This is a genomic window from Secundilactobacillus angelensis, from assembly GCF_012641075.1.
In the GTDB taxonomy this organism is placed as follows: Bacteria; Bacillota; Bacilli; order Lactobacillales; family Lactobacillaceae; genus Secundilactobacillus; species Secundilactobacillus angelensis.
In genome coordinates this window covers 87,005-107,752 of sequence record NZ_JAAXLJ010000004.1, presented here as the reverse complement: position 1 = coordinate 107,752, position 20,748 = coordinate 87,005, and the positions used below count along the sequence as shown (strand labels likewise).

Here is a 20,748-nt window from a genome sequence, read left to right as displayed (position 1 = left end):
AGGGGGACGATTAGGATGGCGTTTTCGTTATTTGGTCGAGATAAGGCCAATCAGCAAAATGATGAAAGCATTAAACAAAAAGTGGTCATGGTGCCGGTAGACGCGATTGTGCCTAATCGGTTTCAGCCACGGCATGTTTTTAACAAGCGCAGTATTGACGAATTGGCGCAAACCATTTCTGATCATGGCTTGTTGCAGCCAATCGTCTTGCGTGAATACGAACCGCATCAGTATGAAATTATTGCTGGTGAACGGCGCTACCGGGCAGTAAAATCGCTGAAGTGGCGAGAAGTACCCTCGATTATTCAATCGTTGTCCGACGACGAAACGGCTTCACTGGCGCTAATTGAAAATCTCCAACGAGAAGGGTTAACGCCGATTGAGGAAGCTCAAGCCTATCAAGCCTTGATGAAACTTAATCAGCTGACCCAAAGCCAGCTGGCAAAAGATGTCGGTAAGAGTCAGTCGTTTATTGCCAATAAATTGCGCCTGCTTAAGCTGAGTGAACCAGTTCAAGAAGCAATTATGAACGAAGAAATCAGTGAACGGCACGGTCGGGCATTGTTAGCAGTTACGCCAAAGCAACAGGAAAAACTGCTGAAGCGGATCATTTCAGATCATTTAACAGTCCGGGACGCAGAACGGCTGATTCAGCGTGAACGTGCCAAGGCTAAGCCAAAGCCGAAAGTCAAATCAGTTTCGGCTGATACCCGTGTAGCGGTGAATACCATTAAGAAGTCCCTGCAGATGGTCAGCAACGCTGGTTTAGAAGTTAAAACAACTGAAGAAGATAACGCCGATAGCTACCGAATTACTATCGACATCATGAAAAAATCATAAAGGAGTGAGAAAAACCGATGGCAGATATAATTGCGCTTGCGAACCAAAAAGGTGGGGTCGGTAAAACGACGACTTCAGTGAATTTAGGTGCCGGGTTAGCCAACTTAGGCAATCGCGTCTTGTTAGTTGATATCGATGCCCAAGGCAATGCAACCAGTGGGGTTGGTATTGCTAAGTCCTCCATTTCAAAGGATATTTACGATGTACTGGTCAACGAAGAGCCGATTGCGGATGTGATATTACATACGAGTCATAAAGATTTAGACATTGCGCCAGCAACCATTCAATTGTCCGGCGCTGAGATTGAGTTAACTTCTCAAATCGCTCGTGAGACTCGTTTGATGGATGCCCTTAAAGTCATTCAGGATCAGTATGATTTTATTTTGGTGGATTGTCCGCCTTCGTTGGGATTATTGACGATCAATGCCTTTACCGCCAGCAATTCTATTTTGATTCCGGTTCAATCAGAGTACTACGCGCTGGAAGGGCTGAGCCAATTGCTGAATACCATTCAACTGGTTCGCAAGCATTTCAACCCTAATTTAAAGGTTGAAGGTGTGTTGCTGACGATGTTTGATGCCCGTACTAATTTGGGCCGGCAAGTCAACGAAGAAGTGAAAAAGTACTTTAAGGATAAAGTTTACGAAACGATTATTCCACGTAACGTCAGGTTATCTGAGGCGCCAAGCCACGGGTTACCAATTATGGATTACGACCCAAAGTCAACCGGTGCACAAGTTTATATGCAACTCGCAAAGGAAGTGGCAGCTGCTCATGGCAAACAAAAATAACAAGGGACTCGGACGCGGCATTGAAGCATTATTTGCGGACAATAGCGTTGATCCAGATGTAGAAACAGTCATTGATATCAAACTCGATCAGATTCGGCCAAATCCGTACCAGCCACGTCAGAAGTTTGACCAGACAGCGCTGAAAGATCTTGCCAAATCGATTGAAAAGTCGGGTGTTTTCCAGCCGATCATTGTCCGTCAGCCAGATCCAGAAGTGTCTCGTTATGAGATACTTGCTGGTGAACGGCGGGTACGGGCTTCTAAACTAGTTGGTAACGACACGATCCCAGCCATTATTCGGGAAGTAACTGAACCCCAAATGATGGAAATTGCTGTGATGGAAAACTTACAGCGTGAAGACCTGACACCGTTAGAAGAAGCCGAAGCGTACGAAATGCTGATGAGCAACTTGAACCTGACTCAGGCGCAAGTATCCTCACGATTAGGTAAGAGTCGGCCGTATATCGCCAATTATCTGCGGTTACTTGGATTACCAAAACAAGTTAAAGAACTACTGCAAAAGAAGCGGCTATCGATGGGCCAAGCACGAACCTTGCTGTCATTAAAGGATCGGTCGCAAATGGTTAGTCTGGCTAACCGAGCAGCTGATGGCAAAATGACGGTGCGGGCTTTGGAAGACGTCGTTAACAAGATGAACGGTCAAGCGGCCGCTAAACCAAAGAAACGCATTAAACAAAAGTCACCGTACTTGCGAGCAGGTGAAAACGTGCTCCAAGAGAAGTTCGGCACTCAAGTAACGATTAGCGAGTCGAATAAAGAAGCCGGTCAGGGTAAGATTGAAATCGAGTATCTGTCGGATGACGACTTAAGCCGAATTCTAGAAATTCTCGATGTTCATTTAGACTAGGAGGGATTCGATGTACGATTTAGGTGATTTAGTTGAAATGAAGAAGCCGCATCCATGTGGTGTTAACCGCTGGGAGATTATCCGGATGGGTGCTGATATCAAAATCAAGTGCACCGGTTGCGGCCACATCGTGATGCTGAGCCGTCGCGAGTTTGAAAAAAAGCTGAAAAAGGTTTTGGAAAAGAAACCACAAACTGACTAAAAAGGAAGAGTGAGACTTTACTATGTCATTAACAGCAGGAATTGTCGGCTTACCAAACGTTGGTAAGTCAACCTTATTTAACGCGATTACTAAGGCCGGAGCCGAGATGGCCAACTATCCATTTGCCACCATCGACCCCAACGTCGGAATGGTTGAAGTGCCGGATTCACGGCTTGACCGGATCCAGGAACTGATCCCAGCTAAAAAGGTTGTACCAACCACTTTTGAATTTACCGATATTGCCGGAATCGTTAAGGGTGCCAGCAAGGGTGAAGGATTAGGGAACAAGTTCTTGGAGAACATTCGTCAGGTGGACGCCATTGTCCACGTTGTGCGGGCCTTTGATGACGATAATATTACCCACGTGTCTGGTAAGATCGATCCTATCGATGATATTGAAACCATCAACCTGGAATTAGGCTTGTCAGACCTCGAAGCCGTTGATAAGCGTTTGGCTAAGGTTCAACGGGCTGCCAAGGGTAGTGATAAGGCAGCTAAGGCTGAATTAGCTGTTCTGGAAAGAATCAAGCCAGTGTTGGAAGCCGGTAAGGGTGTCCGCACAATGGACTTTAACGAAGATGAAGCACCAATCGTGAAGGGCTTATTCCTGCTGACCAGCAAGCCAGTGCTCTACGTGGCTAACATCGCTGAAGATGACATGGCTGATCCAGAAAACTCTAAGTACTTTAAGGACATTGAAGATTACGCAGCAAAGGAAGGCGCGCAAGCCATTGCGGTTGCAGCCGAAGCTGAAGAGGAAATCGCTGAATTAGACGATGACGAAAAGGCAGACTTCTTAGAGGCTGAAGGGGTCACTGAACCAGGCTTAAACCGTCTGATTCGTGCGTCATACAAGCTCTTAGGCCTAGAAACCTTCTTCACGGCTGGTGGTAAGGAAACCAGAGCCTGGACCTTTAAAAAGGGAACTAAGGCACCACAAGCAGCTGGAATTATTCACTCAGACTTCGAACGCGGCTTTATCCGTGCGGAAGTAATGGCGTTTGATGATTTGGATAAGTTCGAATCGGAAACGGCGGTAAAGGATGCCGGAAAGCTAAGAGTTGAAGGTAAGGATTATGTGATGCAGGATGGGGATATTGTGGAGTTTAGGTTTAATGTATAAGAGTGCGGAAGCAGGCGGTTAAGGAGCGGCGTGTAAGTTAACGTCGGCAAAAATCCCGGTTTTGGATTTATGTCGATGTTGGCTTACACATAGCTCCTTGCCTGCTGTAGCACGTTTCAAAAGCAAAGAGTGCATAACGAGACGTTTAGAGAGCGGCGTGTAAGTTAACGTCGGCAAAAATCCCGGTTTTGGATTTATGTCGATGTTGGCTTACACATAGCTCCTTGCCTGCTGTAGCACGTTTCAGCTATGTGGAGGGCATGCAACTCTCTGCCTGCTGTAGCACGTTTCAGCTATGTGGAGGGCATGTGGCTCTCTGCCCGTCGAAGCACCCTCAGCTACATCCCAGCAAATCATCCCCCCAAAAACCCAAAAAAGGAGACCGAAAAAATTGAGCGAAAACGAGAACGAAAAACGCAATAATAGTGCCCAACAGCGCAAGCGTAACGCCGCTGTCCACCAAGATCGCAATAGTACGGTTAAAAACGAACATGAAGTTTTCGATAACATTGGTCTGACTAAGCGAAACGCAGACTATATGTTCCGATTCAATCAGGCTTTGCAAGTCACCAAGCTGAGCACTGAAAAGAAGGCAGAGATCGTCAAGAACACCACTGCTGAATTGCTAGAAGGACAGAAGACTGGTAAGACTGCCAAAAACATGTATGGCGGCGACGTGAATGCCCACATCAAAGAAATTGTTGAAGGCCCACAGCGTCCAGCAGGGGCAGCAGATCCATACTGGCCAAGTGTGCTGTACAATGGGTTGAACTTCTTCACAATTTTCAGTTTTATGTTTGGTGTGATGTTCCTGATCTCACCAGCTTCACAGCGGACCAACCAATCCGTTGGGTTGTTTTCAATTATCCTGTCTTCCGTTATCGCTGGTTTAGCATTACCACTGATTCCACGGATATTTGACTCGAAGCGTGAGCACCGTTACGCGCTTTGGATTCGTGTCTTGGGAGCAGTTGCGTTCCTGATCGTGTGGTTAGGCTTGTTTACGTTAACTGCGGCAATTCCAGGTGCTCTGAACCCAAGTCTAGGCGGATGGCCAATGGTTGTTCTTGGGGTCCTTGGTGGGGTTGCTTCGTGGTTTGTTAAGCGACAATACAAGCTTACACAAGGCTTCTTTGGTAGCACGCCTCAAACCCGTAGACGTTAAAATAATAAAGCATGATATGTTACATCAAGCAGTGCAATGATCAGTCAATATCGACTGGTCATCACACTGCTTTTTGTTTTGGCCTAGCAACCGTTCTCCCCGAACAAAAATAAGACAACTAAATGAATTGTTCCCAAATTATTGAAAAATCAAGTATGTTTGTGGCTTTTTAGGCGTTCTCTGATGAGAATTCGAACTTAAATCTTACAAGTTAATGAGAATCCTTGCATTTTGTGAAAGTCGCTGGTATATTACCAAACAATACCAAAAAAATTAATAAGGGAGCGTTCATTTCAATGACTACTAATTGGGATTCGAAGTTTCAAAAACAAGGGATTACTTTTGATGACGTATTACTTATACCTGCAGAAAGTCATGTGTTGCCAAACGATGTCGATTTGAGGGTCCAGTTAGCAGATAATTTGAAATTAAACGTACCATTCCTCAGTGCCAGCATGGATACTGTGACGGAATCAAATATGGCGATTGCCATGGCCAACAATGGTGGTCTGGGTGTTATTCACAAGAACATGCCTAAAGAAGCACAGGCTGGTGAAGTCGCTAAAGTTAAAGCAGTGACGAGCGATAAACTCAGCAAGCACGCTGCAGTTGATGATCAGGGCCGACTATTAGTTGCCGCAGCCGTTGGCGTCACCTCAGATACTTTCGAACGGGCTCAAGGCTTACTTGATGCCGGTGCTGACGCTATCATCATCGACACTGCGCACGGTCACTCAGCAGGTGTGTTACGCAAAGTTGCTGAGATTCGTGAACAGCTCCCAGACGCAACCTTGATTGCTGGGAACGTTGCAACTGGTTCAGGTACTCGGGCTTTGTTTGAAGCCGGCGTCGACGTTGTGAAAGTGGGTATCGGCCCCGGTTCTATCTGTACCACTCGGGTCGTTGCCGGTGTCGGTGTTCCTCAACTGACTGCCATTTACGATGCTGCTGAAGTTGCTCAAGAATTCCACAAGCCAATCATCGCTGATGGTGGCATCAAGTATTCAGGCGATATCGTTAAGGCTTTAGCTGCCGGTGGTAACGCAGTAATGCTTGGTTCAATGCTTTCAGGGACCGATGAAGCGCCTGGTGAAGTCTTCGAAGACAACGGCAAGAAGTTCAAGACTTATCGTGGGATGGGATCATTAGCAGCCATGGAACATGGGTCAGCTGATCGTTACTTCCAAGGTGGCGTTAACGAAGCCAACAAGCTAGTGCCAGAAGGTATCGAAGCTCGTGTTGAATACAAGGGCAGCGTTGATGATATTATCTTCCAAATGGTTGGTGGTTTACGTTCAGGGATGGGTTATACCGGCTGTGAAACAGTTCAGGATCTCATTAACGACGCGCAATTCGTTCGTATCTCAAACGCCGGTTTAGTTGAATCACATCCTCATGATGTGCAACTGACTAAGGCAGCACCTAACTACAAATAATAAATAGTGTTACAGCCAATTAGGAGCCTTAGGGGAGGTCAGTCAGACTTCTCCCGAGGCTTCTTTTCTTTGTGTTACGGATAGTTAATGCAGTAAAATTTAATGAGAACCTTAAGTTAATTGATTAATAATGAATGATGTCCTATCTTTTGGTAAGATAGACCTAAGCGAGCAGAGGACTATCGTTTCCTGCATCACGCATGAATAAGTGACTGATAAGTCATTTTAACGAACCGAATTGTAATTATAAGGAGAATACACACACTATGAAAATCTTAGTTGTCGATGATGATAAAGAAATTGCCCAATTGTTGGAAATCTACATTAAAAACGAGGGCTACGAACCAGTCACTGCCTATAACGGTAAGGAAGCACTAACCAAATTACATACCACACCAGATATTGGTTTGATGATACTGGATATTATGATGCCTGAAATGACTGGTATCGAAGTCATTAAGGAAGTTCGAAAAGACTCAGAGCTGCCAATCCTGATTTTATCTGCCAAAACCGATGACATGGATAAGATTCAAGGCCTTGTCAGTGGTGGCGATGATTACGTTACCAAGCCATTTAACCCGCTTGAAGTAATGGCTCGGGTTAAGTCGCTGTTACGTCGAGCTTCGGATCACGTGGCTGACGAGAAGCCAGATGTATTGGATATTGGCTCATTGACCATCAATAAGGATTCCCATGAAGTGAAGACTTTATCAGGTAAGTTAGTCAACCTGACAGCCTTGGAATTCGGCATTCTCTACCTGCTGGCCAGCCATCCTAACCGGGTCTTTTCAGCGGATGAAATTTTCGAACGCGTTTGGCGTCAGGAATCAATCGTTTCAGCTAAAACTGTGATGGTTCACGTGTCACATTTACGTGACAAGATTGAAGAAGCAACTGGTGGCGAGAAGGTCATTCAAACGGTTTGGGGTGTCGGCTACAAGATTGAAACACACTAGGGGAAATATGAATACTGAAAGCAAGGGAATGAAACTCACAGGCAGAGAGAAGAGCGCGCTGATCATGGAAGGTATCGTGACCGTCGTGCTTTTGCTGTTGCTTAATCTCTCGGTAATCGTTCTTTTAAACGAAATGATTCAGACCAATCCAGGGTTGCAAGATGGGATCTTTATTATTAAGCGGTCGATCATCATCGGACCCGCGCATTACCAACTCTGGAGCTGGGAAAATATTTTCATTGTTCTGATGCTCCTGTTCGATGCTGGTGTTGTTTACTGGCGACTGATTCGGCGCTATCGACAGATGCAGTTACGACACATTATTGATGAGCTGCATTACATTGCTAACGGTCACTTTGACCACCGGATTCCCTTCACAATCAAGGGTGAGACACAACGGGTTGTGACTTCAGTAAACTCGTTGGTTGATTCCGTTATCGCTTCAATGGATGAAGAACGACGGATCGAAAAGTCTAAGGATGAGTTGATTACCAACGTCAGCCACGATTTACGGACACCACTAACTTCAATCATTGGCTATCTCGGATTGGTGGAAGACCGCCAGTATCACTCTGAAGATGAACTTTTGAAGTATACGAACACGGCCTTTAATAAAGCGAAACAGATGAAATCATTGGTTGATGATTTGTTTGTTTATACCAAGATGCGCCAAACTGATACGCCGTTGTCCATTGCGACGCTGGATATTGGTCAAATGCTGGAACAGCTGGCTGCAAGCTTTGAACTTGAAGCGGGCGAAAAGGGAATTGTCATTGATATCGACGTCCCAGACAAACCGATGCACATTGAAGCTGATGGTGAACGATTAGGCCGGGTGTTTAACAATTTAATCACGAATGCACTGAAGTATGGTGAGGGTGCCACGCAGATTAATTTGAAAGCAGAACAGCCCAATGATGATGAGGTTGTGATCAACGTCGAAAACAACGGGAAGAAGATTCCGGAGGCGTCTTTATCACAAGTCTTTGAACGCTTTTATCGGGTTGAAGGTTCCCGCTCTAAGGCTACTGGTGGTACTGGACTAGGTCTGGCAATCGCTCAGAGTATCGTCAATCGACATGGTGGTTATATCTATGTGACCTCGTCTGACGATCTCACTTGCTTTATCATTCATTTACCAGTTAAAAACGGCGTGCAACTAAAAGATGAACGGACAAAATAATTCTCTGGAGGATGTTATGACACTTAAATCTCCTAAAAGTAGCCTGAAGATCGGGCTATTTTTGTGCTTCTTTATGATGAGCTTCATGGTTGGTGGGTTAGGCGCAAAAGCTGCCACTGCACCAAATTTACAGGTGAAGTCAGCGATTGCAGTCGATGCGAATACTGGTCAGATTTTGTACCAGAAGAATGATCAGCGAAAATTACCGATCGCCTCTTTGACTAAATTACTCTCGGTTTACGTCGTGTTAAAAGAAATCAAAGCTGGTCACTTGCACTGGAATCAGCGGGTAGCCATCAGTCCTGAAATTGCAAAAATAAGTCGGAATTCTGAGCTGACGAATGTGCCACTAAGCGCCAACCGGAAATACACTGTGCGCGAGCTTTACCAAGCAAGTCTGATTACGTCGGCTAATGCCGCGGTTTCCGCGTTGGGGAACGCGGTATCTGGCAGCCCGCACCGTTTCGTCACAAAGCTGCGAACGACCGCCAAACAATTGCACTTAACCAGTGCCCACATTGTCACGGCGTCGGGCATTACGAACGGACAGGCTGGCAAGCTGGGCTATTCGGGAATTTTAAAAAATGATGAAAACACTATGTCAGCCCAAGATGTTGCTTCTTTATCGCGGGCGCTTCTGAAGGAATATCCGGAAATCCTACAGACGACCAGTTTGAGCAAAGCCTGGTTTGATAAGGGCGGCAGCAGTCAGACCCGGATGCAGAATTGGAATCAGATGTTGAAAGGGTTGGGCCAGTACCACGCTGATTTGCCAGTGGATGGGCTCAAAACGGGGACTTCGAACGCTGCTGGCGGTAATTTTGTTGGCACCGTCAACCGTAATGGGCATCGGTTGATTACCGTCGTCATGCACGCGGCCAATAAAACCTCGGGCGATCCCGCACGGTTTGTTCAGACGCGAAAGTTAATGAAGTGGGTGTATGCCACGTATCAACCGCTGACGTTGAACGCTCAAACGTATCAATTAAGTAACGTTAAGGTGCCAATGGGGAAAGTCAAAACGGTGGAGACTACCGTAGCGCAACCTTCAACGGTATGGATCGGTAAACACCAATCTAGAACGCAGCTTCAGTCTAAAGTACAGATAGCTGCCGGTTATCGCGAAAAGGACGGGTTGAAAGCACCGCTGGCAGCAAATACTACTGTTGGAAAAGTGAAATTAACCCTTGCCGGCAAATCAATTTCACAAGTTGGCCACTCAGGTACTTTGTCCTTACCAATTAAGACGATTAGTGAGATCAAACAAGCAAACTGGTTAGTTCGTACCTGGCGTAATTTGCTATCATTATTTTAATGTATAAGTGTCAAATTACGGTAATACCGAACTTTATGAACGCTATTAGCTAAAAAAGTTTGGCGAATGTCTAAATGTAATTCAAACTTATTGTTTTATCGTCCAGTTAACTTGTGAAAACACCGTAGGAAAACAGATTGAAACATGGTAAAATGACGTTGTATTGTGTAATTGTCGATCTATGGAGCGGATGCACAGTTTTGATAAGGGAGAGATTACCATCAGGATTACTTTCCCTAACTTAACGTGTTCCAGCAGACAGGAAGTGGCATTTCGGAGGACGATTGTTGGTTTTTCGCGGTGTCACCCTACCTTTTATGGAGGCATCATTCTTGACAAAACAAGTGCCAAACCCTAATGAGCCCAAATGGCGTTCAACCTTAAGTGTTGCCATGCCATTGAACTTAAGTTATATTCCAATCGGATTGGCCTGTGGTGTGTTATTGCACGCTGCGGGGTTCAACACGATTCTAACCGGGCTTGTGTCAATTTTTATTTTTTCAGGTGGTGCGCAATTTATGATTGCGTCTATGCTGACAATTAATGCCCCATTACTGTCTATCGTGCTGATGTTATTCTTCCTGGAATTGCGTTATGCATTACTTGGTTCAAGTTTATCCAAGTACTTGATTGGGACATCCGAACGCTTTAAGTTTATTTTTGCTGTTTCGATGAACGATGAAAACTACGCTGTGAACTATCTGAAGTTTGCCACTGATAAAAAGTGGACGCCGAGAGAAGCGCTGATGGTTGAGCATTACTCACTGTTGTTTTGGACAGTCAGCAATATCATCGGTAGTTTAGTTGGCAGTGCCTTAAAGATTGACTTAACGGTTGTTCACTTCGCGTTAACGGCGCTATTCCTTTACATGATCATCATGCAAGTTAAAAACCGACTGACCATCTTTGTCGGTTTGATTGCAGCGGCGTTAGCGGTGTTCTTCCTCGTACTGACTAAGAGTACGTTAGGATTGGTTATTTCAACCTTGATTTCATCATTTATCGGCTTCGCTTTGGAGCATTATCTCCGTAGCAAGAAACCAGGCAGCCACTTTCTGTACAAAGTCAGCAGTCCTGGTAGTAAGGAAGCTGCAGTTGAAGAAGAGTCGGACGAGAATTAATTAAGTGGGGACAGATATGACAGCAGTAAATCACTGGAATACAGCGCAACATCTCTTATTAATTATCTTGGGCTTCTTCGTGGCTTTTGCGCCACGATACTTGCCAATTAAAATTTTTACACAGCGTAAGATTCCGGAATGGTTTAACGAATGGATGAAGTACATCCCAGTTTCGCTTTTCACGGCGCTGGTGGTTAAGGACGTCTTTGTCAGTCCGACGTATCAATTTGACATTATCCATCACGTGCCAGAAATCATTGCTTCAGTCATCGTTGGTTTAATCGCTTATTTCACGCGATCGATGGCGTTGTCTGTGGTGGTTGGGCTAGTTAGTGTGTTCTTGCTGGCCGTGGTGTTGTGAGTAAAGTTAAATTTAAATATTTTAATAGTCTGGCGGCTCAATCTCATTTTGAAGATTGAGCTGCTTTTTAATTTCGGACCACAAATTGAGAATTAGATAATCTTATCAATCACTACTGCCGTCAGAAATGGCAACATGTTATAATGGTAAATAAGATATCGAAAGCAGGAGGAATTACATTGAAAAAGTGGATCTGGGCCATTGTGGCCGTTGTCGTCATAGCTGTTGTTGGCGGTGTGACATTTACCAGTCATCATATTACACAAAAAGCCTATACGGCGGCGATGACTACTGGTAAAAAGGCCGTCACCAAGGAGAATTATTCGGTTGCCGAATCATCTTTCCAAGAAGCATTGCGCCACCGGACTAATGATCAGCAAGCGCAGAATTATCTGACGCAGACTCAGAACTTTGTCTCGGCAGAATCAGCAATGTCTGATCAAGAATTTACTACCGCTAAGTCGGATTATACAAAGGTGAAGAACGCTAAACCGGGGATCACAACTTTGCGTAACCGTGCAAAAACGGCTTTGACATTACTGAAGACCGTTCAACTTAAAGCGGAGACTTTCCAGAGTGTTTATGATCAAGCATTGACCCAGAATCAAGCACAATCGTACGCAGCCTCTAACTCAACTTTGGATCGAATCTTCAAGGATGCTGAGGCGACGCAGCCTTACTATACCAATATCTATAACAAAGCAGTCGAATTACGCAGTGCTAATAATAAAGCAATCAAAAACGGTGGCGACGGGACGCCTAGTTCAAGCAACGACAGCTCTGCAACCACTGATAGTTCAGCCGACAGTTCAAGCAGCACGACCGGTCTGACTGACGCTGAGAAACAAGCTGTTAAGAACTACAAGGGCTCTAATGAGTTTGCCGTATCGAAATCCCAAACTGAGATTAACGGCAAGACCATTACTGCTAGTCAGATTGCCAGCGCTCGGAAAACCCTATCCTCAATTGGGGTAGCACCAGGCAGTTTCTCAGATCAAGATATCAGAAATGCACTGATTGCTGCTAATAAGGCTGGCGTTTCGTTCAAATCATACGCACAAAAGACTTATAAGTAACACAATGGTCCTTGTTTGACCACGGCTTTGAGTGGCAGCAAGGGCTATTTGCATTTATCTGTAAGAGGGGAGGGACACTATGAGTTTATATCAGCGGTTTGTTCACAATGTTGTTTTAAGACGCTGGGTCGTTTTAGGGCTTTTGATCAGCATTTTGTGGCTCGTGAGATCTGAAATGAGTAAGATTTTGCTGACGTTTATTTTTACTTTTTTAATCATTAGGTTAATCAGAGGCATTCAGCGTCACGTACGTATCCCTTATCAGATTATTGTCCTGGTGGTTTTCGCGTTGCTGATCATTGGCTTGTATTTTGGTATTACCATTTACATCCCCAAAATTACGGCGCAGGTGGTTGCTGGGGTCCAGTCGATTTATACCTTTTATCAAAACTCGGCTAACGATACCAACCAAACCGTTAAATTAGTTTCAGATTGGCTGGGAAAATCTAACCTGTTACCACAAGTGAGAGGTAGTCTAAAGGTCGTTGTTGATTACATTACAAGCATCGGTTCATTTGGTGTTACGATAGTGATCTCAATGATTTTGAGTTTCTTTTATACCATTGAGTTAAAACCGATGAATGCTTTCTCCAAGCTGTTCTTAAGCAGTGATTACGGCTGGTTCTTCCAGGATATTTCCTACTTCGGGCATAAATTTGCGGATACCTTCGGGGTTGTGCTGGAAGCTCAGTTCTTAATCGCGCTGTTCAACACGGCTGTGACCACGATTGGGTTGGCATTCTTGCACATCCCACAATTGCTGGCGGTGGGTATCATGATCTTCATATTAAGTCTGGTACCCGTTGCCGGTGTCATCATTTCAGCCATTCCGTTAAGTGTCCTTGGCTATGCGGTCGGTGGTGTTAAGGATGTCGCAACAATTCTGATTTTATTACTCGTGGTGCATGCACTAGAAGCTTACGTCTTAAATCCAAAGTTGATGTCCAGTAAAACTGAGCTGCCAATCTTCTATACATTCGTGGTATTATTGGCTGGTGAAGCGATGTGGGGCATCTGGGGATTAATCGTCAGCGTGCCAATCTTCACCTTCTTCTTGGACATCATGGGCGTGAAAAAAGCGCATGGGTTGTACATTGCCCCTGAGGAATTAAAAAAGAGAATTAAAGAACGACGTCAGCGCCGGAAATCGGATGACTAAGGCGTCATGATTGATTAACAAACTGGAGGTTTTATTTTGAAGAAGACACTCTCATGGATAGCACCTGTTATTGTTGGGCTCTTGTTGGCCGCCGGAATTCGTTTCCTCTGGTTAGTACCGGTGAACGTTTCTGGTGCGTCAATGGAACCTAATTTAAAAAATGGACAGCACATCGTGGCAGTTAAAACAGCCACAGTTAAACGTAATTCAGTAATCGTTTTTGATGCTTCTGGAGTTGATCCAAACGCAGCGCCAAAGGAAAATTACGTGAAGCGAGTTATTGGTATGCCGGGCGATTCAATTCGTTACAGTAAGACTGGTAAGCTGTACGTTAACGGCAAATATCAATCCCAAAACTACATTTCTAAGTATCAGCAGCAGGCTGGAACGCTTGCCGGTTATAAAAACGGGTTTAACTTAGTTTCAGCTGCCCGTCAAAACGATTGGAGCAACAAGTGGAGCCTAGCAATTGGTAACAATCGGATTAACAAAGTACCAAAGAACTGTTACTTTGTGCTGGGAGACCACCGGAGCGTTTCTGAGGACGGTCGGATGTATGGCTTCGTACCAAAGAGTAAAATCGTCGGGGTCGCCAAGGTTGGTTTCTGGAAATCGAATCATAAACTGATCAACAATTATCAAAATTAATAAACTTTAACAGCGGGTTCACTCTATTTAAGGAATGAACCCGCTTTCCTGTTGTGAAACGTGAAATGATACTGTAATTACCGTTGATTTGGTGTAAAATAGTTTGGGTAATTAAAAGAAGAAAGAGGTATTTAACTAATGGCTAAATTAGTATTGATTCGTCATGGTCAAAGTGAATGGAACTTATCTAACCAATTTACTGGTTGGGTTGACGTTGACCTTAGTGATGAAGGTGTTAAGCAAGCTATCAACGCTGGTAAGTTGATCAAGGAAGCAGGCATTGAATTCGACTATGCTTACACTTCTGTATTGACTCGTGCGATCAAGACGTTGCACTACGCTTTGGAATACTCAGACCAACTCTGGATTCCAGAAACCAAGACTTGGCGTTTAAACGAACGTCATTACGGTGCTTTGCAAGGCCAAAACAAGGCGGAAGCAGCTAAGAAGTTCGGTGACGAACAAGTCCACATCTGGCGTCGTTCATACGATGTTTTGCCTCCATTGCTGAGTGCTGATGATGAAGGATCAGCAGCTAACGATCGTCGTTATGCTAACTTGGACCCTAACATCGTACCTGGTGGCGAAAACTTGAAGGTTACCTTGGAACGGGTTATGCCTTTCTGGGAAGATGAAGTTGCACCTAAGTTGCTAGATGGTAAGAACGTTATCATCGCAGCCCATGGTAACTCATTACGTGCCTTAAGCAAGTACATTGAAGGTATCTCAGATGAAGATATCATTAACTTGGAAATGAAGACGGGCCAGCCAGTTATCTATGACTTCGACGAGAAGTTAAAGGTGTTGGGTAAGAGTAAACTCGGTTAGAGTGTGGAGTAGACCGTTTAGATCGCGAAGCGTAAGGTACTTGCGACATAAATCCTGGTTTTGGATTTGTGTTGCAAGTGCCTTACGTGCAGCGGTCTGGTCTACGCAACACGTTTCGGCAATGCGGCAGGATGCAAAAATCCCGGTTTTGGATTTATGTTGGAAGTTGCTTAGGTGGAGCTGCCTGCCTGCTGGAACACGTTTCAGTTATCTAAAATTTAAAACACTAAAAGTGGTCACTAACGGGCGTTTCGTCTGTCCCGTGGGTGATCATTTTTCTGCGCTAAATTGCGTCAATACAGGATAATGTTGGAAAAGAAAATAAGTGAACGGGAGTTACAGAAATTTGAATAACGAAACCGAAGTCAGTCAACGAGAAATGTTAAAAATAATTGGTCTTTTTAGGAAAAACGGGTTCAAAGGCGAATACGAAACCTTTACGCGTTCAAAAGAAGACGCCAATGAGTATCTGGTGGTTGTTACGGATGAAAACACTCATATCAAAGGGTTGTTTAAAGCAAATCCAAGTAAAGACATGGTTTCGTTTCAGCACGTTTTGAATGAATCAGATCCAGTTGCGTAATCATTAACGACAGAGTTAGCAATACCTCTGAAGTTCGCCAGTCAACGAATTCAGGGGTATTTTTTTGATAAAAGTAGGTTGTCACAAACAAATTAACTATAAGAATGGGATGGCATAAGAGAGATGCATCAATTAATGGCAGAGTTTATGGGCACAGCACTAATGATTTTATTCGGAGTGGGTGTCCACGCTGGCACAGTTTTACACGATACAAAGTATCACGGTTCAGGTCACCTATTCGCAATCACCACATGGGCATTTGGCATTTCAATTGCTTTATTCATTTTTGGGAACGTCACCATCAACCCAGCAATGGCCTTCTGCATGTTTTTATTAGGCAAAATGAACTTTATCACATTTATCGAAACTTCTATTTTTCAAATTGCAGGCGGGATTGTTGGAGCAGTGGTCGTGTACGTGATGTATGCAGATTCGTTTAAGAAATCTTACGACAAGATTGACCCAGTGACTATTCGGAATATTTTCTCAACGTCACCGGCAGTTCGGAATTTACCTCGGAATTTCTTTGTTGAATTTATCGACACGTTCATCTTTCTCACTTCAATCTTAGCGATTTCTCGAGCTAACTCACCAGAAGTTGTTCCAATCGGTGTTGGTCTGCTAGTCTGGGCGATTGGTATGGGTCTTGGTGGCCCTACTGGCTTTGCCATGAACCAAGCCCGGGACCTTGGTCCACGGATTGCGCACGCTATTTTGCCGATCCAGAACAAGGCTGAAAGTGATTGGCAATATGGCTTGCTGGTACCAGGGATCGCACCATTCTTTGGCGCCGTAGCCACGGCATTGTTTGCTAAGTTTTACCTTGGAATTTAAAATCTGATATCAAACTTAAGAGGAAGCGAAGACCCCGATATGGGGGCTCTGAGCTTCTTTTTTTAACATTAAAATGAACTCATTTTTCATGAGTCATATTGGTAGTGATTTTGTGAAGGATAGGGTAAACTAAATTTGATTTTGGAAGTATTAGTTTTTTATGTATGTCGCGGTTGAGAATAGCATATATCAATAGGGGGAGTATTCCATGAACCAGCCGAAGATTATCAAGCAGATCCTAATTTCCAGTGCGGTTTTAAGCGGTTTTATGTTGGTAGGTACTAGGCAAGCAAACGCAAGCGACGGGCAGGCAGACACAACTGATGCACAGACAACGAAAGCAGCTGATACGGTTAGTACCAGCAACAGTTCAGTCGCTTTGAAGGCGACTACGACCAGTCAAGCTTCAAGTATAAACGAGGGAAACTCTGACCAAGTCAGTGAGGATAATACTCAGGAAACGGCGACTGAAGAGGTTGCATCTTCACAAACGGATGCGCCCCAGCAACAACAGGCTACTCCTGATACCCAGACTATCGATTCCACGGCAGATAACGATGCTTCGACACAACAAATCAATGAGAACGCGACGGACAAGGTCAGCCTGCAGCAGTCCTCAGCAACAACGGATCAGACACCAGATGTTAAAATGGCAACTCAACGAAAAGCTGCCGTTAAAGCGGTTGCTCTGAGCGCAAAACTAGATTTAACTGCTCAAGACGATGAAATACAGGCGGGAGAGTCAGCCAGCTTTAATTTGAAATTAGAAGTTAATGGCATTGATGAAACCACCAATGAACAGCACCTAGTGATTGATTTGCCCCAGAACTTTAAGACCAGTAATGATCTTGATTTGACCATTGACGGCGTTGCACCAACACTTAGTGAAGATGGCACCCAGCTAATTTATGTGTTTAAGACCCCAATCAACGGGTTGTCAGTTTCTAAAAACTTTATCTTCCAAACTGCGGATCAGGCAATCATCAATGGAACGAAAATTACGATGGCAGCGCAGTATCTTGACGGTGACACTCAATTGGCTAAAACTGAAGCAAAAAGTGTCACTGTGAAATCATCAGCACAATACGGGGTAACCAACCGGATGATTGGGACGTTGGCTCAGGATGAAGATGGCAACATCTTGGTGGATGAGAATGGCAACTCAACCATCAATACGAAGATGTTAACCGGACTACCTGGAGATCTACTGGTTTATCGGGTAGGGATTTCGGCACCCAAGAGCACCTTAGGACAGGCTTATTTCGAACCCGGTTCAACCACGAGTCTAAAATACATGATTCCAGATGGATTAACTTTCGTAGGAGTAGACAACTCGACGGTGACACCGGTGATTCAAACTTCCGGCGGCAAAACGCTGCTCACCTTTAACATGACAGCCCCAAGTCTCGAAGACCAACTGGCTGCCACTGACAATTTATTTAACGCCTATTTCAACATTGTGCTACGGATCAACAAGGATACAAAAGCACTGACGAAACTCACAACGCAGAGCCAGGTCAACGCAGTTTCAATCAATGGTGAGAATACGACCTCTAAAATTGCCAGTAGCACGATTCAAGTATCAGCTAATGACAAGACGCCGATTACACCAACGGATGGCTCAGCGTGGGCTCAGTATAACTGGGGACCAGCGGATGGTGAGGGTAATCTAAATGAGCACTTTGCCAACATCGACCCCACCGTTTACCCCAATGCGACATTAGCGTTCTTAATGCAAACCGGTTCTGAAGATTTTGATTACCTGGATACTGATTTTGGCAAACGTGGTAAATATTCCATCACCAAGTACATTGCAACGTATAATGTTGATCCTCATTTAAACGTTGATTTAATGGCAGTCACCACGCCAAAATCGTACGTCAGAATTGTTGAACAATCGGCATATGGCATTGAAGTTCCACTGGTTGAACAGCCGGTAGCGGACGTTTATGTTCGTTATCAAGACGAAACTAATTTTGAAGCCACCCCAATTATAACTGACCTGACAACAACTAACGGGGACGTTGATATGTCTCAATACGTGGACAATAATCGTGGTGTGGCACAAATCCAATTTGTTTATAAAGTTCATCCACAAGGCTTACAAACTAACACGTACTTTAAGATGTCGCCCAAAGCCGGCTATTATGGGAAGGTATCAAACGACTTCACCGTTGAAATTGCCGGGTTTGATGGTGACGATTGGGAAGACGTGATCTACTCCAAAGATGGTGCTATCGTTCAGGGACACATTGATGAAAATAACGTGATTACGCCAAGTTGGCGAACGGGTACTGACGTTCATCTGTATGATGAGCGTGGGTACTTGGTACCAGAAGGCTCAGAGCTTGATAAGCGAGCACTGTATAACCAATACATGGCCCCACAAACGGCAGAAATCGTTGCTCCAGCTGAGAACATGCCACGAGTGCTTAACGAGAGTTTGAACTTGCTGAATCAAAAGAATGGGTTAGCGACTTCCGGTGATAATACCTTGCAAGTCATGGTAGAAAATAACCAAGCCTCCGTTCAAGATTTCAGCGGTTTGAAATCTTATGTCTTCTTGCCAAAGGGCATGACTTATACCGGTACGGACAGCAACGTCACCGCTGAACAAGTCGACAATGGGACCATGCTGACCATTAATTGGGCAGCTACCAGCTTAGCACCGAATGATCAAAATAAACTTGATTTAGCCGTCAACATCGCGCCTGAATTGAAGTTACAATCGGTGACGCCAGCCATCTACTCGACCGTGACTGAAAAGGATACGGTTGCCCCAGCTAACCTAGATCCGGACAGTAATTCTGCAGTTCAAATGGCACCGGACACCAGTGATATTGACGGTAATCCTGATACGGCAAACGTCTTTGTATTACAGCAGCGATTACTGTTAGATACGGATTCAAACCAAATTCACGTCACCGCCACAGCTACTAATAATGCTGGTCAAACAGGTACGGTGGTCACCACTGAAATTGGTCAGGACGCGCAATACGGGCTTTCCTTCACGCCTAATTCAGATGGTGGTTTAACGAATGTTACCATTGTCGGGACACTGCCAACTGTGGATGATACTGCTGTGATGGATCCGGATCAACCTCGAGGGACAACCACTGCCGTTACGATGACTGGACCAGTGGTGTTGCCAGATGCTTGGCAAGGCTTGGCAACCGTTCAGTACGCACTGGCATCTGCACCGGACACCTACGTTGATGCCCCGGCTGTGAATGATTTCAGTCAAGTGGTCGGGTTCAAGCTCTCGTATGACGGGGACAGTTACTTATCCACCGCTGACACGCCACAGCTGAAGGTACCAGTGAAAATGTCACTTTCAGCTGAGAAAGATCAGGTTGCCTACATGAGTTTCTCGGTTGCTGCCAACGGATTGGACGTTACTGAAGGAACTAAGGCCGGCCTGATTAGCTTGGGCGCTGGCCAGCCGGGACCCGGTATCTGGGTGAAGAGCAATACTGTGACCCGAACGATTGAATATCGAGATAGAGCAACCAATGAAATGATTGCACCATCCGTTACCCAACAAGCCGTCGTGACGCAGACCAGTGTTATCGATCCGGAGACCGGCGAAGTTGTGCCGGGTGACTGGCAATTAACCGATGGTGGCTGGACAGCTGTGAAATCGCCGGATCTTTCGGCACAGGGGTACGGACCAGCGAGTCAGGATGTTGATGCGGCAACGGTCAGTGGTGACAGCGAAAACACCACCATCACTGTCTTCTACGATAAGACAACGGGACCATCGAATCCGACTGATCCAACGGGTCCAACTGATCCGTCAAATCCAACGAATCCGTCTGATCCATCAAATCCAAATAATCCGACCACCCCAACAGAGAATCCAACGACACCGCAACAACCAGAAGTCGTCCCAGGGGAACCAGATAATAATGTGGTAACCGGTGAAAAGACAACTTCACCTGAAGAGGTAACTACTAATGGTGAACAAGCTAATGGTAGGGTTGATAATAGTGGCGAAACAGGACTGACTGCGGTTAGTGCGTCCGGTCAAGCCACGAATGCAACTTCTAAATCCGCAGAGACACTTCCGCAAACGGATGAACAGCAATCGCAACTTGGTTTGTTAGGCCTGTTGATGGCGACAATCCTTGGTGCATTTGGAGTTGAACGTAAGCGGCGTGAACGTTAATTGAAAAAAAACAGACAAAATTAAAATCGTCCAGATTGCAGGAATGCAGTCTGGACGATTTTTAGGTCATTTGGTAAGTTTACGGGATTGA

Annotated in this window: 19 protein-coding genes; all 19 read left to right on the top strand. The window is 45.0% G+C overall.

What is annotated here, in order from left to right; genetic code table 11:
- Positions 1-15: 15 nt before the first annotated feature.
- The 19 genes from noc to HC026_RS03210 all read left to right on the top strand — a co-directional run bounded on the left by noc (position 16) and on the right by HC026_RS03210 (position 20,657).
- A complete protein-coding gene (gene noc, locus HC026_RS03300) occupies positions 16-840 on the top strand; it encodes a nucleoid occlusion protein (RefSeq protein ID WP_168924564.1) in 825 nt (274 codons plus the stop codon).
- Between the two features lie 17 nt (positions 841-857).
- Positions 858-1,631: a ParA family protein gene (locus HC026_RS03295; RefSeq protein ID WP_168924563.1), complete on the top strand. Its 774-nt coding sequence runs from the start codon at positions 858-860 to the stop codon at positions 1,629-1,631.
- The gene (locus HC026_RS03290) at positions 1,615-2,499 is read left to right on the top strand and encodes a ParB/RepB/Spo0J family partition protein (protein ID WP_168924562.1); all 885 of its coding nucleotides are present in this window, start codon (positions 1,615-1,617) and stop codon (positions 2,497-2,499) included. Before HC026_RS03295 ends, HC026_RS03290 begins: the two co-directional genes overlap by 17 nt.
- A 10-nt stretch (positions 2,500-2,509) precedes the next feature.
- Complete coding sequence (locus HC026_RS03285) at positions 2,510-2,701, top strand: DUF951 domain-containing protein (protein WP_089108022.1); 192 nt, start codon at positions 2,510-2,512, stop codon at positions 2,699-2,701.
- A gap of 22 nt (positions 2,702-2,723) precedes the next feature.
- Positions 2,724-3,824, top strand: coding sequence for a redox-regulated ATPase YchF (gene ychF, locus HC026_RS03280; protein WP_168924561.1), 1,101 nt, complete (start codon positions 2,724-2,726; stop codon positions 3,822-3,824).
- Between the two features lie 391 nt (positions 3,825-4,215).
- Positions 4,216-4,989, top strand: coding sequence for a DUF1129 family protein (locus tag HC026_RS03275; protein WP_232843595.1), 774 nt, complete (start codon positions 4,216-4,218; stop codon positions 4,987-4,989).
- A gap of 296 nt (positions 4,990-5,285) precedes the next feature.
- Positions 5,286-6,425, top strand: a complete 1,140-nt coding sequence (gene guaB, locus HC026_RS03270) for an IMP dehydrogenase (RefSeq protein ID WP_168924559.1) — start codon at positions 5,286-5,288, stop codon at positions 6,423-6,425.
- A 266-nt stretch (positions 6,426-6,691) separates the two neighbouring features.
- A complete protein-coding gene (locus HC026_RS03265) occupies positions 6,692-7,381 on the top strand; it encodes a response regulator transcription factor (RefSeq protein WP_168924558.1) in 690 nt (229 codons plus the stop codon).
- Positions 7,382-7,409: 28 nt separating this feature from the next.
- Positions 7,410-8,564 carry a sensor histidine kinase gene (locus HC026_RS03260; protein ID WP_168924638.1) on the top strand — a complete coding sequence of 385 codons (1,155 nt, stop codon included), beginning with the start codon at positions 7,410-7,412 and terminating at the stop codon, positions 8,562-8,564.
- Between the two features lie 16 nt (positions 8,565-8,580).
- Positions 8,581-9,879, top strand: coding sequence for a D-alanyl-D-alanine carboxypeptidase family protein (locus HC026_RS03255; protein WP_168924557.1), 1,299 nt, complete (start codon positions 8,581-8,583; stop codon positions 9,877-9,879).
- 317 nt (positions 9,880-10,196) lie between these two features.
- The gene (locus HC026_RS03250) at positions 10,197-11,000 is read left to right on the top strand and encodes an AzlC family ABC transporter permease (protein ID WP_168924637.1); all 804 of its coding nucleotides are present in this window, start codon (positions 10,197-10,199) and stop codon (positions 10,998-11,000) included.
- A gap of 16 nt (positions 11,001-11,016) precedes the next feature.
- Complete coding sequence (locus tag HC026_RS03245; protein WP_168924556.1) at positions 11,017-11,361, top strand: AzlD domain-containing protein; 345 nt, start codon at positions 11,017-11,019, stop codon at positions 11,359-11,361.
- Between the two features lie 179 nt (positions 11,362-11,540).
- Positions 11,541-12,437, top strand: coding sequence for a hypothetical protein (locus HC026_RS03240; RefSeq protein WP_168924555.1), 897 nt, complete (start codon positions 11,541-11,543; stop codon positions 12,435-12,437).
- 79 nt (positions 12,438-12,516) lie between these two features.
- Positions 12,517-13,596: an AI-2E family transporter gene (locus tag HC026_RS03235; protein ID WP_168924554.1), complete on the top strand. Its 1,080-nt coding sequence runs from the start codon at positions 12,517-12,519 to the stop codon at positions 13,594-13,596.
- A 36-nt stretch (positions 13,597-13,632) separates the two neighbouring features.
- Positions 13,633-14,244, top strand: coding sequence for a signal peptidase I (gene lepB, locus HC026_RS03230; RefSeq protein WP_211089393.1), 612 nt, complete (start codon positions 13,633-13,635; stop codon positions 14,242-14,244).
- Between the two features lie 138 nt (positions 14,245-14,382).
- The gene (locus HC026_RS03225) at positions 14,383-15,072 is read left to right on the top strand and encodes a 2,3-diphosphoglycerate-dependent phosphoglycerate mutase (protein ID WP_089108011.1); all 690 of its coding nucleotides are present in this window, start codon (positions 14,383-14,385) and stop codon (positions 15,070-15,072) included.
- Positions 15,073-15,418: 346 nt separating this feature from the next.
- The gene (locus tag HC026_RS03220) at positions 15,419-15,655 is read left to right on the top strand and encodes a hypothetical protein (protein ID WP_232843594.1); all 237 of its coding nucleotides are present in this window, start codon (positions 15,419-15,421) and stop codon (positions 15,653-15,655) included.
- Positions 15,656-15,778: 123 nt separating this feature from the next.
- A complete protein-coding gene (gene larD, locus HC026_RS03215) occupies positions 15,779-16,489 on the top strand; it encodes a D/L-lactic acid transporter LarD (RefSeq protein ID WP_168924553.1) in 711 nt (236 codons plus the stop codon).
- A 208-nt stretch (positions 16,490-16,697) separates the two neighbouring features.
- Positions 16,698-20,657, top strand: coding sequence for a mucin-binding protein (locus HC026_RS03210; RefSeq protein ID WP_168924552.1), 3,960 nt, complete (start codon positions 16,698-16,700; stop codon positions 20,655-20,657).
- The last annotated feature ends 91 nt before the right edge of the window (positions 20,658-20,748 follow it).

What these genes read in the sequence shown, in the direction of transcription:
- larD (WP_168924553.1), top strand. Translation starts at nt 15,779, where the DNA reads ATGCATCAATTAATGGCAGAGTTTATGGGCACAGCACTAATGATTTTA.
- HC026_RS03235 (WP_168924554.1), top strand. Translation starts at nt 12,517, where the DNA reads ATGAGTTTATATCAGCGGTTTGTTCACAATGTTGTTTTAAGACGCTGG.
- HC026_RS03265 (WP_168924558.1), top strand. Translation starts at nt 6,692, where the DNA reads ATGAAAATCTTAGTTGTCGATGATGATAAAGAAATTGCCCAATTGTTG.
- HC026_RS03210 (WP_168924552.1), top strand. Translation starts at nt 16,698, where the DNA reads ATGAACCAGCCGAAGATTATCAAGCAGATCCTAATTTCCAGTGCGGTT.
- HC026_RS03260 (WP_168924638.1), top strand. Translation starts at nt 7,410, where the DNA reads ATGAAACTCACAGGCAGAGAGAAGAGCGCGCTGATCATGGAAGGTATC.
- HC026_RS03250 (WP_168924637.1), top strand. Translation starts at nt 10,197, where the DNA reads ATGGAGGCATCATTCTTGACAAAACAAGTGCCAAACCCTAATGAGCCC.
- noc (WP_168924564.1), top strand. Translation starts at nt 16, where the DNA reads ATGGCGTTTTCGTTATTTGGTCGAGATAAGGCCAATCAGCAAAATGAT.
- guaB (WP_168924559.1), top strand. Translation starts at nt 5,286, where the DNA reads ATGACTACTAATTGGGATTCGAAGTTTCAAAAACAAGGGATTACTTTT.
- HC026_RS03290 (WP_168924562.1), top strand. Translation starts at nt 1,615, where the DNA reads ATGGCAAACAAAAATAACAAGGGACTCGGACGCGGCATTGAAGCATTA.
- HC026_RS03225 (WP_089108011.1), top strand. Translation starts at nt 14,383, where the DNA reads ATGGCTAAATTAGTATTGATTCGTCATGGTCAAAGTGAATGGAACTTA.
- ychF (WP_168924561.1), top strand. Translation starts at nt 2,724, where the DNA reads ATGTCATTAACAGCAGGAATTGTCGGCTTACCAAACGTTGGTAAGTCA.
- HC026_RS03255 (WP_168924557.1), top strand. Translation starts at nt 8,581, where the DNA reads ATGACACTTAAATCTCCTAAAAGTAGCCTGAAGATCGGGCTATTTTTG.
- HC026_RS03245 (WP_168924556.1), top strand. Translation starts at nt 11,017, where the DNA reads ATGACAGCAGTAAATCACTGGAATACAGCGCAACATCTCTTATTAATT.
- HC026_RS03285 (WP_089108022.1), top strand. Translation starts at nt 2,510, where the DNA reads ATGTACGATTTAGGTGATTTAGTTGAAATGAAGAAGCCGCATCCATGT.
- HC026_RS03295 (WP_168924563.1), top strand. Translation starts at nt 858, where the DNA reads ATGGCAGATATAATTGCGCTTGCGAACCAAAAAGGTGGGGTCGGTAAA.